This is a genomic window from Salipiger sp. ABN3_019 (assembly GCF_056158605.1).
On the sequence record NZ_JBSWTP010000009.1, the window covers coordinates 1,701,615 to 1,715,659 of the forward strand.

Genomic DNA, 14,045 nt, shown 5'->3' on the forward strand with positions numbered 1-14,045 from the left:
TCTCCGAATTCCAGATGCGCGCCGTCAGGCCGCGCGCGGGTCCTTGCCGAGGAAACCGCCCATGAAGGCGGCGAGGGAAGTGGGCAGATCGGGCGAGAGATACCCGCCTTCCTGTACGATCACCGTGGGGAGCCCCGCCGCGGCAATCCGGCGTCCGGCTTCGGCGAAACCATCGAAGCTGACCTTCATGCCGTCAAGGGGGTCATTTTCATGCGCGTCGAGCCCGAGGCTGAGCACCAGCGCGCCCGGCGCATAGGCCTTGATCCGCTCCAGCCCCTGATCGACCGCGGCAAGCCATGCCTCCGAGGTGGTGCTGCGCGGCAGCGGCAGGTTGAGGTTGAACCCCTGACCGGCACCCGTGCCGGTTTCATGGGCATAGCCGGTGTAGAACGGATAGTAGTCATGGGTCTCGGCGTGGACCGAAACCATCAGCACATCGGCGCGGTCATAAAAGATCGCCTGCGTGCCATTGCCGTGGTGCACGTCGATATCCAGCACCGCCACATGCTCATGCGCCGTGCGCAGCTGTTGCGCGGCGATGGCGGTGACATTCATCAGGCAGTGACCGCCCGCCACATCGGCGGTGGTGTGGTGCCCGGGCGGACGGCACAGCGCATAGGCGGCGGGGGCGCCGTCGATCACCGCGTTGGCCGCAGCCACGGCGCAATCTGCCGAGCGGCGCGTCGCCTCCCAGCTTTTCGCGCCGATCGGGGCAGAGGTGTCGGACATATGCCAGCCCGCGCGGGCGATGATCGTCTCGGGGTAGGTGGTTACTTCGCCGCGCGGAAAGACATTGGGCACAACCTCGGGCCCGGCGTTCGGCAGCTTCTGCCACTCTTCCCAGCCGGTCTCGAGAAAGCGGACGAACTCGGGGGTATGCACCGCCTCATAGGCGGCGCGCGGCGCTTCGGGCGGGGTCTCGGCGGTCAGATCGAGGTGCGAGAGCCCTTCGAGCAGCAGCTTGGCACGTTCGGCGCGCTCGGCGTTGCGCACCACGGTGCCATGGGTGAGGCGGAACTGCGGATCATGACCTTCGGTTTCGGGAGCGTAGAAACATCTCATGGGCAGTCGGGACCTCCGGTCTTGCAGTGTCATTCTGCCCCACGTGGTAGCGAGTCGAATGTGGATTGTCGACAATTCTACGGAGGTGCCACCCCGAAAGCACACCCGCTGCCTGCTTCGCGGGCAGCGGCAAAGCTCTGGACGCTCAGACCTTTCCTTGGGGTGCGGGGAACTCTAGATTGGGCGCATGAGCCTCGCCGATGTGGTTGCCGAAGAACTCCCGCCGGAGATCAATCCGGTCCTGCCGCCGCCCGCCTTCACCGCGGAGCAGGCCGAGCACCTTATTGCCTGCCCCTTGTGTGACACGCTGCATGAAGAGCGCGACATCGCCCCCGGCGAGACCGCGCGCTGCGTGCGCTGCCATGAGGTGCTGGAGGCGCCGCGCACCTCGGCGATGACGCGGATCATCATGCTGGCGCTCTCGGCACTGGTGCTGATGGTGGCGGCGATCTTCTTCCCGTTCCTCGAACTTTCGGTGGCGGGGAGGGTGCAGCGCAGTTCGCTGCTCGACACGATCCTCGCATTTTCGAACGGGATGACCGCGCCGCTGACCATCGTCATGGCGGCGCTGATCGTCATTCTGCCGTCGATCCGCTTTCTGTCGCTGGTCTATGTGATGGCGCCCATGGCCTTCGGCCATCGTCCGGCGCGCCATGCCGAGTTCTTCTTTCGTCTCGCCGATCACCTGCGGCCATGGGCCATGGCCGAGGTGTTCATCGTCGGCGTCGCCGTGGCGCTGGTGAAAGTGGCGGGGCTGGCGCATCTGTCGATCGGACCGGCGTTCTGGGCCTTCGTTGCATTGGTCCTCGTGACCGTGCTCAAAGATACATTCATGTGCAGGGTAACCCTATGGAAGACGCTGGAAGCGCGCCGCGAGTCCTGACTGCGCGCGCCGCGGGCATGATCGCCTGCACCGAATGCGGCAAGGTCCATGTGCCGGGCCCCGAGCGCTGCGAGCGCTGCGGCTCGCATCTGTCGAGCCGCGACGAAACCTCGCTGCAGCGGGTCTGGGCGTGGCTGGGGGCGGGGCTGGTGGTCTATGTGCCCGCCAATGTCTATCCCATGCTGAAGACCACCATGCTGGGCAAGACCACCAACAGCACGATCTTTGGCGGGGTGGTCGACCTTATCCACCATGGCAGCTACGGCATCGCGGGGATCGTGTTCTTTGCCTCGATCATGATCCCCGTCGCCAAGTTCATTGCCATCGCCTATCTGGCGCTGAGCGTGACGCATCGGGTGAAACTCTCTCCGGGCAAACGCCAGCATCTTTACGAGGTGGTGGAATTCGTCGGCCGCTGGTCGATGATCGACGTTTTTGTGGTGGCGATCCTGACGGCCCTTGTGCAGATGGATTTCGCCGCCGCCATCAACCCCGGGATTGCAGCCATCAGCTTTGCGCTTTCCGTTGCATTTACAATGCTTTCGGCGCAGAGCTTCGACCCAAGGCTGATCTGGGACGCGAGTGAAAGTGACAAAGAATGAGTGATCCGAAACCGGCGCAGATGTCGGTCGAGCCCAAGCGCCGGTCTGTCTGGCGCAACCTCTCGCTGGTCTGGCTGGTGCCGCTGGCGGCCATCGCGGTGACGCTGTTCATCGCGTGGCAGAGCTTTGCCGAACGCGGCGCGCTGATCGAGATCACCTTCGAGAACGCGGCGGGCATCACCGCCGAGGAAACCACCATCCGCTACCGCGACGTGATCATCGGCACGGTCGAGGAGGTGGAATTCGCGGGCGATCTGTCCACCGTCGAGGTCAAGGCGCGCATCGATCGCAACGTGCTCAACTCGCTGCCCTCGGATGCCGAGTTCTGGGTGGTCCGCCCCGAAGTCTCCGCCTCGGGCATCTCGGGCCTGTCGACCGTGCTGTCGGGCGTCTACATCGAGGCGGGCTTCACTCCGCAAGAGGGCGCGGGCGGCACCACCAAGTTTCGCGGCCTCGACCAGTCGCCGCTGGTCCGTCCGGGCGTGAAGGGCACGCGCATCACCATCCGCGCCGAAGACGGCACCCAGCTGTCGCCCGGCGCGCCGATCTTCTATCAGGGCATCGAAGTGGGCCGGATCGAAACGCCGCGCCTGCTCGAACGCGGCAATGGCGTCGCCGTGGATGCCTTCATCGAGGCCCCCAACGATCGCCGCATCACAACCGCGACGCGGTTTTGGGACACCTCGGGGTTCTCGGTGAACTTCGGTCCCAGCGGGCTCAACCTGTCGGTGGGCTCGGTCGCGGCGCTGATCCGTGGCGGCCTCGCCTTCGACACGGTGGTGTCGGGCGGCAACCCGGTGCCCGCGGGCTATGCCTTTGACCTTTATGACGACGAGGAGTTGGCCCGCGACAGCCTGTTCTCCGAGACCATCTCCAACGCCGTGGAACTCACCGCAGAGTTCGACGAGTTGGTGCGCGGCCTCGAGGTCGGCTCGGCCGTCACCTACCGCGGCCTGCGCATTGGCCGGGTGACCGAGATCGGTGCCTTCATCGACGGCGAGGGCGAGGAGCAATCGGTTCGCCTGCGCACCACGCTGTCAATCGACCCGCGCGCGCTGGGTCTGGATGAGGAAGCGCCGCAATCCGAGACCATCGCCTTCCTGTCGAACGCGGTGAAGAACGGGCTGCGCGCACGGCTGGCCTCGCAGAACCTGTTCAGCCAGTCGCTGGTGGTCGAGCTTGCAGAGATCCCCGACGCTGCGCCCGCCACCTTCGGTATCTTCGCGCAGGACGCGCCGCTCATTCCGTCGGTGCCGTCGGATCTGCCCGATGTCACCGCCACCGCCGAGGGCCTGTTCCAGCGCATCAATGACCTGCCGGTCGAGGACCTGATGGATCAGGCCATCGACACGCTGTCGTCGATCGAAAGCTTTGCCGCGAACCCGCGGCTGCGGGACGCGCCTGACGCGGTGATCGGCCTTGTCGAGGATGCACGGGGCCTGCTTGGCAGCGATGAGACCCAAGCCATTCCGGGCGAGTTGCGCGGCGCCGTGGCCGATCTGCGCGGAGTGATCGAAGACATGCGCAACGCCGGGGCGATCACCCAGCTGGTGTCGGCGCTGGAGGCCGCGGAGGCCGCTGCCGAAGAGGTTACCTCGGTGGCCGGTTCGGTCGAGGAAAGCGCCGCCGGTGTGCCCGGTCTGATCGAAGACCTGCGCGCGCTGACGCAAAAGGCGACCGCGCTGGACCTCGAGAGCTTCGTGGCCGAGGCCGGGGAGTTCCTCGATGGCGCAGGCAAATTCGTCGATCAGGACAGCACGCGGCAGCTGCCGTCCGACCTTTCGGCGATGCTGCAGGAGGCGCAGGGCGCGCTGGCCGAATTGCGCGCTGGCGGGGTGGTCGAGAACACCAACGCCACGCTGGCCTCTGCCCGCGACGCCGCCGCGGCGGTGGAAGAGGCGGTCGCCACGTTGCCCGAGCTTTCGGCCCGCATCCAGCGGCTGGTGGCCGAGGCGGAGTCGGTGATCTCTGGCTATGATGGCCAGTCCGCCTTCAACCGTCAGACCGTCTCGGCGCTGCGCGAGGTGCAGAGCGCTGCAGAGGCGCTCAACAAGCTCGCCCGCTCGATCGAACGCAATCCCAACTCGCTGCTCTTCGGGCGCTGAGAGGAAAGATGACCATGACTATGAAATTCCTGCCGCTTCTCCTGCTCCCGCTGCTTGCCGCTTGCGGCACCGAGCCGCGTTATCGGATCGACAGCGCCGCGCCGGTGACCGCTCAGCGCCTCGCCGTGTCGACGCTGGAGGTGCGCGAGGTCTCGCTGCCCGCCTATGCCGAGGCCTCGGAGATCCTGATCGAGGATGCCAGCGGCGCGCTCACCCAAGTGGAAAGCGCGCTCTGGGCCGACGATCCGCGCCGCGCCATGACCCAGAGCCTTGCCGAGCGGCTGGGCCTGATCAGCAGCGCCACCGTCGCCGCCGAGCCTTGGCCGCTGGAAGAGCCGTCGCAGGCGGCGGTGCATGTGCGCGTCTCCTCGATGGTGGCGCGGGCGAACGGCACCTTCGAGCTTTCGGGCCAATATGCGCTCTCGTCCTACGACCGCATCATCCGCGAGCGGGTGACGCGGTTCGACATCCGCACACAGCTGCCTTCCGCCGGGGCCGCAGGCATCGCGGCAGCAGCAGGCGCGGCCACCGATCAGCTTGCCGACCGGATCGCCAGCGACCTGTCGCGCTGAAGCGGCGCCAAGGCAATTCGCGCATATGCTCATCTCAAGCGCCGTGCCCGGCTCCGGGCGCGGCGTTTTTCGTTGCGGAGGCCGCGTCAGAACTCTCCTTAGGGCTGCAAAGACCCGCATCACACTGTGGCAAAGTTGCTTAGGTCTTGCGGAAACGCGCAATGCGCGCTTCGAGATGAGCTTGAGAGAAGGTTAACAAATAGTTACCGAATTGACCCTAGGTAGAGATTTGGTGGGGCAAGCTGCCGAGAAGACACATCGCGGCGCGGTCCGTGCTGCCGGCTTCTCGGGCGAATGCCGCTCACCGCGGGCCGGACTCGTCTCACCCCAACGCAAAGCCCGAAGCAACGGGTTCCACAGGCTGGCCGCACGACAGGCCGAGACAAGGGCAGAAGCAATATGCAACGAGACAAGAGAAAGTACCTGCGGGAGGTTCCCGACACCTGGGTCGAAGTTCCGTCCGACTACACGAACTCTGCGAAATGGTCGCCGCGGATCGGCGAGTTCTTCCCCAATTTCTCGGCTCAGTCGACCATGGGGAAACTGACCTTCCACCCGTATATCAGCGGCAACTGGGCGATCTTTTTCAGCATCGCCGATCCGTTTTCGATGACCTGCACCAAGGAACTGGCCCGCATCGCGGCCATCCAGCCGAGCCTGCGCAACGCGGGCGTCAAGACTGTGGGTGTCGCGCGCAACACGGTGCCCGAGCTGCAGCGCTGGTGCGACAAGGTCGCAGAGCGCAGCGGCAAGGAGATTAGCTTTCCGATCCTCTCCGACCCTGACGGGATGCTGTCGAACACCTTTGGCATGATCCACCCGCAGGAGGATGCCGACACGACGATCCGCAAGACGATCATCATCAACCCGAATTTGCGGGTCAGCATGTTGTTCGAATATCCGCTCTATATCACCCGCTCCACCAAAGAGCTGCTGCGGACGCTGGAAAGCGCGCGCAGATACTTCAGCGATCTGGATGCGCAGGGCGCGATGGCCTGATCGGCGCTAGGCCGGTGGGGCGTGTGTGTGTCCGTGTGTGTGTCCGTGCGGCATTGCACGTCTCACGGCCTTGGGCTTATGTCCGGACATGAGTCTCTCAACGCTTTCCCTCCGGATGATCTTTACCACCGGCTGCCTGCTCATCGCGGGCGGCATCGGCGGCTGGCTGGCGCAGCTGGCGCATTTGCCAATGCCCTTCATGCTGGGCTCGCTGTTCACCTCGGGCCTAGCGGTGGCGCTGTTCCAGAAGAGCGCGCTGGCCGACTACGGCTTTCCGATGAAGTTCCGCACGGTGTTCATCGGCCTCATCGGGGTGATGATCGGCACGCAGGTGACGCCGCAGATCCTTGCGCTGCTGCCCGAACTGCCGCTGACCCTCGGCGCGCTGGCGGTGTTTGTGGTGCTCTGCCACAGCGGCAATTTCCTGATCTTCCGGCGGCTTGGCGGCTATGACCGCGCCACGGCCTTTTACGCGGGCACGCCCGGCGGGCTGATGGAAAGCCTTGTGCTGGGCGAAAAGGCGGGGGCCGATCTGCGGCTGCTGACCGCGCAGCAATTCCTGCGGATCATTCTGGTTATCTCGATCCTGCCCTCGGCGCTGTCGCTCTGGGTCGGCCATCCGGTGGGCAGCGCAGCGGGGCAGAGCGTGATGCCCTCGGGGCCGGTCACCCTGCGCGAGCTGGCGCTGATCGTGATGGCGGCGCTGGCCGGACTGCTGATCGCCTCGCGCATCAAACTGCCGGCGGGGCAGATCACCGGGCCGCTGCTGCTCTCGGCGGGGCTGACGCTGTCGGGCGTGGTGGACATGCATCTGCCGTTCTGGCTGATCGCTGCGGCGCAGGTGGTGGTGGGCAGCTCGCTCGGCGTGCGCTTCAGCGGCATGACGGCAGCGATGCTGCGCCGCTCGGCATGGCTGAGCCTCGTGTCGGTGCTGTGGATGCTGGCGCTGGGGGGCAGCTTTGCGCTGGCGCTGGCGGCGGCGACCGACATTCCGTTTCTGCACCTGATGATCTCTTACGCGCCGGGCGGGGTGACCGAAATGTCGATCATCGCCCTGTCGCTGGCGGCGAACCCGGCGCTGGTCAGCCTGCACCACGTGGTGCGGATCCTGCTGACCGTCGGGTTCATGGTGATCGCCGAGAAACGCGTGCCGCTGGGCCAGCCCGGAGAGTAAGGCCGCAGAGGCAGGTCAAAGATTCAGGCCAAAAATTATGGCCGGGCAGGGCGCAAGAGCCTTCGAAGGCTCTTGCAAATCTCTTCGAAGAGATTTGTCCCTCAGGACGCCTCTTCGGCCTTTTCCGCCAGTTCCAGCCATTCCTCTTCGGCAGCGGCCAGCTTCTGCTGCCGCTCGTCCAGCGCCTCGGTGGCCTTTTTGAACTTCACCGGCTCGCGGGTGAACAGTTCGGGGTCCGCCAGCAGCCCTTCGAGCTTGCCGATCTCGGCGGTCAGCCGGTCGATCAGTCCCGGCAGCTCTTCCAGCCGGTGCTTGTCCTTGAAGCTCATGCCCTTCGGCTGCGCTTTCGGTTTCGGCGCGGCGGGGCCGTCCTTGGCGGACTTCGTGGCGGGCTTTTCCTTGGGCGCGGCCTCCGCTTCGGCTTCGGCCTTCTGCGCCTGATAGTCGCTCCAGCCGCCGGCGTAGGGGATGGCGAGGCCGTCGCCCTCCATCGCGATGGTGGTGCTGGCGACGCGGTCGAGGAAGTCGCGGTCGTGGCTGATCAGCAGCACCGTGCCATCATACTCGCCCAGCAGATCCTGCAGCAGGTCCAGCGTTTCCACGTCGAGATCGTTGGTCGGCTCGTCGAGCACCAGCATGTTGCTTTCGCTGGCCATGATCTTGGCCAGCAGCAGCCGCGCCTTCTCGCCGCCCGAGAGCGAGCGCACGGGCGCGCGGGCCTGCCGCTCGTCAAACAGGAACTCCTTGAGATAGCCCACCACGTGCTTGGGCTGGCCGCGCACCAGCACCTGATCGGCCTTGCCCGAAACCCGCATCTCGGGATCGCCGGTGAGGCTTTCCCACAGGCTCATATCCGGGTCGAGCCGCGCGCGGCTCTGGTCGAAGATGGCGGGCATCAGGTTGGTGCCCAGCTTGACGCTGCCCGCATCGGGCGCGATCTCGCCCATCAGCATGCGGATGAGGGTGGTCTTGCCGACGCCGTTCGGGCCGACGAACGCCACCCGGTCGCCGCGCATCACGGTCAGCGAGAAATCCTTGACGATCTGCTTGTCGCCAAAGCCCTTGGTGAGCCCGGTCGCCTCGATCACCTTCTTGCCCGAGGTCGGGCCGGACGACAGCTCCATCGCCGCCGTGCCCTGACGGCGGATCTGCGAGGAACGTTCGGCGCGCAGCGCCTGCAGCGCGCGCACCCGGCCCTGGTTGCGGGTGCGGCGGGCCGAGATGCCCTCGACCGCCCATTTCGCCTCGGCCTTGATCTTGCGGTCGAGCTTGTGGCGGGCCTCGTCCTCTTCGGCCCATGTCTTGTCGCGCCACTCTTCGAAACCGGCGAAGCCCTGTTCCTGACGGCGCACCGCACCGCGGTCGATCCACAGCGTGGCGCGGGTGAGATTCTCGAGGAAGCGCCGGTCGTGCGAGATCAGCACGAAGGCCTTGCGGGTGCGCTTGAGTTCCGCCTCGAGCCAGCCGATGGCGGTGATGTCGAGGTGGTTGGTCGGCTCGTCGAGCAGCATGACGTCCGGGTCTTCGGCCATCAGTTTGGCCAGCGCGGCGCGGCGCCGCTCGCCGCCCGAAGCGGTGGCGACCGGGCGCTCGGGATCGAAGCCGAGCCCTTCGCCCGCCGCTTCGACCTTATACATCTCTGCCGGGCCAAGCCCTTCGGCGGCATAGTCGCCCAGCGTCTCAAAGCCCGAAAGGTCCGGCTCCTGCTCCATATAGCCCACCGAAATGCCCGGCGGCACGATGCGGTCGCCGGTGTCGGGCTCGACGAAGCTCGCCATGACTTTCATCAAGGTGGATTTGCCCGAGCCATTGCGCCCGACCAGCGCGACGCGGTCGCCGGGCTGGACGTTGAGCGAAAGGCCGGAGAAGACCGGCTCGCCCCCGAAGGTGAGCGAGATGTCGGAAAGCTGAAGAAGGGGTGCCTGTGCCATGGGCAGAGCGCTAGGGCCGCGCCGCGCAAAGGTCAAGTGGGCGCGTGTTTACCATGTCTTGAGACGTGGCGCGCTATGGGGGTGCGCATGGAGACGCTCTGTCAAACCCGGCTGACGCTGCTTGGCAACCCGCTGCGCCTGCGGCTGGTCCGGCTGCTGATCCGGCATCTGCCGCATCCGCTGCCTGCGGGCGCTCTGGCCAGCGCACTCGGGGTGCCGGGCTCGACGCTTTCGGCGCATCTGGCGGCGCTTTGCGAGGCGGGGCTTTTGGCGCAGCGGGTGCGCGGGCCGCTGCGGCTCTATCATGCGGTTCCGGCGGCGCTGGGGCAGGTGGTGGACTGGCTGACGGCGGATGTGGCGCTTGGCCGTCTGTCCGAGCTCGACGGGCCAACTCAAGGGTTAACAAGGGGGCAAGATCGGCGGCCAGATCGGGGCCGCAGCGCCGCTGGCTTGCCGCGCGTGCTGTTTCTCTGCCGTGACGGGGCGCAGCTGTCGCCGCTGGCAGCGGCGCTGGCGCGGCGGCGGCTCTGGGGGCAGGCGGTCTGGATCTCGGCGGGGGTGCAGCCTGCGGGGCGGGTCGATCCGCTGCTCGCGGCGGTGCTGCAGGCGCAAGGCATGCCGCCCGCCGAGCCGCCGCGCCCCATGCAGGCGTTCGCGCCCGCGCAGGTGGTGATCGCGCTCGACAGCGCCGCGGCCGAGGCGCTGCCGGGGGTGCTGCGTTCGGTGCCGCCGGTCTGCGCATATTGGCCGCTGCCGGTGCCGCATCGCGAGACCGGCGAGAGGGTGATCCCGCGAGCTATGGCGCTCGACGCCGCGCTGCGCGCGCTTGCGCCGCGGCTGGACGGGCTGCGGGCGGTGCCGCTGGCGCGGCTTCCGCGCGGGGCGCTTCAGGCGGCGCTCGACAGCCTCAGTTCAGGTCTTCCAGAAGTCTGCCGTGCTGCCGTGTCTGTTCCACCACCTCGCCGAAGGTGGTCATCCCCCGCGCTTCGAGCATCGGCAGCATCCTGACCAGCACCTCGGCCGTGGCCTGCGCATCGCCAAGCGCCGTATGCCGCAACTCGGGCGGGATGGTCACGCCGAGCCGCTCGCAGAGCGCGTCCAGCGTATGTGTCTCGGTGGTGCCGAAGAGCACCGCCGACAGCAGCACCGTGTCGAGGATCGGATTGCTCCACTCCACCCCCATGCGCGCCTGATGGCGGCGCAGAAAGGCCATGTCGAAGGGCGCATTATGCGCCACGATCACCGCGTTGCGGGCGAAATGGTGGAACCGCCGCCCGGCCTCGAAGATATCGGGCTTGCCGCGCACCATGGCGTCGGTCACCCGGTGCACTTTGGTCGAAGAGGGCGGGATCGGCGCGCCGGGATCGACAAGCTGGTCGATCCGCTCGCCCGGCACGATGCGCCCGCCCACCACGCGCACCGCGCCGATCTGCACCACCTCGTCCTTATGCGGCAAAAGCCCGGTCGTCTCGGTGTCGAAGACCACATAGGTGAGGGCGCGCAGCGGCGTCTCTTCGATCGCCTCGGGCGCATGGGCGGTGAGCAGCGAGAAGTCGAAGACCAGCGGGCGCTCTGCCTCGGGGGCGATGCTGGCGTGGGCGCCTTCGATGATCAGCAGGTAGCCGCCGCCGTCGAGAGGTTTCATCCGCCCGTCGTAGCTTTGCGCCTCGTCCACCGACCGCAGAGTGAGCGCGACCTCGCGGCCCGTGCGGTGCAACTCGCGCACGGCGGCTTCGACGCCCGAAGCGAGGAAGTAATCGGTGATCGCCGCGTTGAGGCGCGGCACGTGGATTTGTGAGAGCACCTCGGCGGCCTGACCGTCGTAGAGCACGATCTGGCCCTTGGGGCTGACCATGATCGTGGCCACAGGGATCTCGGTGAGCAGGGCGGTGAGCCGCGCCTTGTCCGCCGCCAGTTGCGCGGTCTCATCGGCAACCCGCTGCGCGCTTTGCAGCGCCGTCTCGCCCAGCTTGGCCGAGACCGCCTGCGCGGCATGGGCCAGATCGCCCAGATAGCGCGCGCCATGGGTGTCGACCTGCTTGTCGATCCCGGCATGGGCGCGGATGCGCATTTCGGCGGCGAGGCTCTCGACCGGCTTGGCGATATTCTCGTCGAACAGCAGCCAGATGCCGGTGCAGAGCGCGACGATGCCGAAGACCGCCAGAACCCCGGCAAAGAAAAACCCATTGCCCGAGGTGGTCGCCAGCGCGCGTCCATAGCCGAGCCAGAGCGACAGCGCCACGATCCCCGCGCCGCCGACGGCGAGCAATGCGAAGAAAAGGAAGACGCGGAAGCGCAGGCTCAGCTTGCTCATGCGGCGCGCTCCGAGCAGACCGCCGACAGGATCGCGTCTTCGGCCCCGACCTCGCGCCAGCGCGGGTCGCCGCCATCGCTGCCCATCGGGTCGGCACGGCGCTGACCGGGGCAATCGACCATGATTTCAACCACCTGCGTCGGGTGCCAGCGCGCGAAGAAGTAGAGATCGGCGAGATAAAGCCCCGGCGTCTGCGCGTTCTCACGCCGCCCGGCGGCATCGACGGCGATGAAGCGGTCGGTCATCGGCCATGCGTAGGTCCAAGGCCGCCAGGCGGCGCTGGAGGCATGGGTTTCGACCACCTCGACACCGCCCGGAAGCGCGCGCGCGGTGGCGTCATACCAGCCGTATTCGCTGGCGATGGAAGCGCCCAGCATGGCCAGCCCCGCACCCACCGGGATCGCCCAGCGGGGCAGACGGCCCCGGCTCGCCTTGCTCAGCAGCATCACCACGCCCGCACCGGCCACGCCCGCCACCAGCACCGCGATCAATTCGTAGAACATCTCTCCCCCCTCAGGTCCTTGCTCAGGCCCGCCTCAGCTCAGCATGCCGCGCCCGTGGCCGATGGCCGATTGCATCGATTTGACCACCACGAAGGCGTCGCGCAGGTGGCTGCGCTCGAAATCCGACAGCGTGGTTGGCGCAAGATAATTGTCGGGCTTTTCACCCCGTTTGACCAGACCCGCCTGATGTTCGAGCCGCGTTTCGGCAATCAAATCATAGGCATCCAGCAGATCCTGCCCGCCCGATCCGGACACGGCGCCAGCGGCGATCGCAGCCTCGATGCGGGCGCGTGTGCCGACCTCGGGCAGCCGCGCCTGCAGCGCGTAGACCCGCGCCAGATCGACCACCGGCACCACACCATTGTGCTTGAGATCGACGGTGTTCTTGTGCTCGCCCGAGCGGATCGTCGCAAAGCCGCGCAGCAGCCCCAGAGGCGGCGTGTGCTTGAGCGAGTTGGAGATCATATGCGCGGTGAAGATCGAGTTCTTCGAAGCCGCCTCCAAAGTCTCTTCCTGCAGGTCCTCATAGAGCGATTTGGTGCCGCCGATGGGGCGCAGGTCGAACATCACCGAGGCGAGCATCTGCGCCTCGGGGTCGGGGGTGCCAATCCAGCCGCGGAAATATTCGCGCCATTTCGACACCGTCTGCAGCCAGCGCGGGTTGGTCGCCATCATGTCGCCGGGACAGTAGTAATATCCCGCCTTATCAAGGCCATCGCAGACGAACTTCGCCATCTCCGCGAAGTATTCCATGTCGCGTTCGCTGGCGCTGTCGTCAAGGATCATGCAGTTGTCCTGATCCGACACGCCGGTCTGTTCCTGCCGCCCCTGCGAGCCGCAGGCGAGCCACAGCCACGGCACGGGCGCGGTGCCAAGGTCTTCCTCGGCCAGCGCCAGAAGGCGGCGGGTCACCGTGTCGGCGATGTCGGTGATCAGCCGCGTGGTCACCTCATGGCGATTGCCGCCCGCCACCAGCTGCGCCAGCAGCTGCGGAATGCGCGCGGTGGTCTCGGCCATTTCTTCGGCGCTGCGCGCGCGCGAGATCGCGGCGACCAGTTCGGCGGAGCTGACCGCCTGAAACCGGGTGAGGTCGGTCTGGGTGACGATGCCCACCAATTGCCCGGCCTCGGTGACCGGGACGTGGCCGATGCGCCGCTCGACCATCATGTGCAGCACATCCGAGCCGATGGCCGAGGGCGGCAGGGTGACCGGCTCATAGGTCATGATCTCGGAGACCGGGGTGTTGGTGTCGAGGCCACCGGCCACCACTTTGTTCGAGATGTCGCGAATGGTGACGATGCCGATCAGATCGCGCGCATTGGTCACGCAAAGCGACGAGACGCCTTCCTCGCGCATCAGCAGCGCGGCCTCTTGCGCGGGGGTCTCGGGTGGAACGGTCAGCGGCGCGCGGGCCATCAGCGTCTCGACCCGGCTGTGCGCCAGATCGGTCTTTTGCGGGCGCGCGGCGCGCGAGCGGTCAAAGAAGCGCCGGGCGGCGGTGTGCTCGGCAATCAGCTCGCGGAAGGCATAGGTCGGCAGCAGCAGCAGCGTCGTGTCGTCGAGCGCGCTTGCGGTGGTGGCGGCGGTGCCGTCGCGCATCAGCCCACGCTCGCCAAAAGAGTTGCGCTGGCCAAGCAGCGAGACCGCGACGCCGTTCTCGTCGCGGATTTCCACCTGTCCCGACAGCACGAGGTAGAGCCCTTCAAGCTGCACGCCGGCGGCATAGATCTCTTCGCCGGGCTTGTAGTGGCGGATCAGGAACTGCGGCACCAGCACGTCGAGCGCGTCGGGATCCAGCGCGTCATAGGGGTGCACCGAGGTCAGGAAACGGCGCAGGTCGTCGGGCTGAAGGGGCATTTGCGGCTCCGCAGGTGCGTATCGTTAAGAAAAATCCCGCCCC

Annotated in this window: 12 protein-coding genes; 7 read left to right on the plus strand and 5 right to left on the minus strand. The window is 66.8% G+C overall.

The window, feature by feature from the left end; translation table 11 throughout:
• Positions 1 to 24: 24 nt before the first annotated feature.
• The gene (locus tag ACXAD2_RS16330; RefSeq protein WP_475171943.1) at positions 25 to 1,062 is read right to left on the minus strand and encodes a histone deacetylase family protein; all 1,038 of its coding nucleotides are present in this window, start codon (positions 1,060 to 1,062) and stop codon (positions 25 to 27) included.
• Positions 1,063 to 1,249: 187 nt separating this feature from the next.
• Between ACXAD2_RS16330 and ACXAD2_RS16335 the strand changes: the two genes are divergently transcribed.
• From ACXAD2_RS16335 to ACXAD2_RS16360, 6 genes are all read left to right on the plus strand, one after another.
• Positions 1,250 to 1,945, plus strand: coding sequence for a paraquat-inducible protein A (locus ACXAD2_RS16335; RefSeq protein WP_475171945.1), 696 nt, complete (start codon positions 1,250 to 1,252; stop codon positions 1,943 to 1,945).
• Positions 1,912 to 2,547 (plus strand): paraquat-inducible protein A, encoded by a 636-nt coding sequence (locus ACXAD2_RS16340; RefSeq protein ID WP_164184986.1) that lies wholly within the window; start codon positions 1,912 to 1,914, stop codon positions 2,545 to 2,547. Before ACXAD2_RS16335 ends, ACXAD2_RS16340 begins: the two co-directional genes overlap by 34 nt.
• Complete coding sequence (locus tag ACXAD2_RS16345) at positions 2,544 to 4,652, plus strand: MlaD family protein (protein ID WP_475171947.1); 2,109 nt, start codon at positions 2,544 to 2,546, stop codon at positions 4,650 to 4,652. Before ACXAD2_RS16340 ends, ACXAD2_RS16345 begins: the two co-directional genes overlap by 4 nt.
• Before the next feature lie 14 nt (positions 4,653 to 4,666).
• Positions 4,667 to 5,224, plus strand: a complete 558-nt coding sequence (locus ACXAD2_RS16350) for a PqiC family protein (RefSeq protein WP_475171949.1) — start codon at positions 4,667 to 4,669, stop codon at positions 5,222 to 5,224.
• 399 nt (positions 5,225 to 5,623) lie between these two features.
• Entirely contained in the window at positions 5,624 to 6,223 is a 600-nt protein-coding gene (locus ACXAD2_RS16355) for a redoxin domain-containing protein (protein WP_475171951.1), read from the plus strand.
• 88 nt (positions 6,224 to 6,311) lie between these two features.
• Entirely contained in the window at positions 6,312 to 7,397 is a 1,086-nt protein-coding gene (locus ACXAD2_RS16360; protein ID WP_475171952.1) for an AbrB family transcriptional regulator, read from the plus strand.
• A 101-nt stretch (positions 7,398 to 7,498) separates the two neighbouring features.
• Here ACXAD2_RS16360 and ACXAD2_RS16365 read toward each other — a convergent pair whose 3' ends face one another.
• Entirely contained in the window at positions 7,499 to 9,328 is a 1,830-nt protein-coding gene (locus ACXAD2_RS16365; RefSeq protein ID WP_475171953.1) for an ABC-F family ATP-binding cassette domain-containing protein, read from the minus strand.
• Between the two features lie 87 nt (positions 9,329 to 9,415).
• On the opposite strand from ACXAD2_RS16365, the gene ACXAD2_RS16370 reads away from it, so the two are divergent.
• Complete coding sequence (locus ACXAD2_RS16370; protein ID WP_475171955.1) at positions 9,416 to 10,336, plus strand: helix-turn-helix domain-containing protein; 921 nt, start codon at positions 9,416 to 9,418, stop codon at positions 10,334 to 10,336.
• Here the strand turns inward: ACXAD2_RS16370 and ACXAD2_RS16375 are convergent.
• Genes ACXAD2_RS16375 through ACXAD2_RS16385 form a run of 3 tightly spaced genes read right to left on the minus strand, consistent with a single transcriptional unit; the run spans position 10,236 to position 14,002 of the window.
• Positions 10,236 to 11,642 (minus strand): 3'-5' exonuclease, encoded by a 1,407-nt coding sequence (locus ACXAD2_RS16375; protein WP_475171957.1) that lies wholly within the window; start codon positions 11,640 to 11,642, stop codon positions 10,236 to 10,238. The two genes, ACXAD2_RS16370 and ACXAD2_RS16375, sit on opposite strands and share 101 nt — an antisense overlap.
• Positions 11,639 to 12,145, minus strand: a complete 507-nt coding sequence (locus ACXAD2_RS16380; RefSeq protein WP_475171959.1) for a hypothetical protein — start codon at positions 12,143 to 12,145, stop codon at positions 11,639 to 11,641. Before ACXAD2_RS16380 ends, ACXAD2_RS16375 begins: the two co-directional genes overlap by 4 nt.
• A 33-nt stretch (positions 12,146 to 12,178) precedes the next feature.
• Positions 12,179 to 14,002, minus strand: a complete 1,824-nt coding sequence (locus ACXAD2_RS16385; RefSeq protein WP_475171962.1) for a DUF294 nucleotidyltransferase-like domain-containing protein — start codon at positions 14,000 to 14,002, stop codon at positions 12,179 to 12,181.
• Between the last annotated feature and the right edge of the window lie 43 nt (positions 14,003 to 14,045).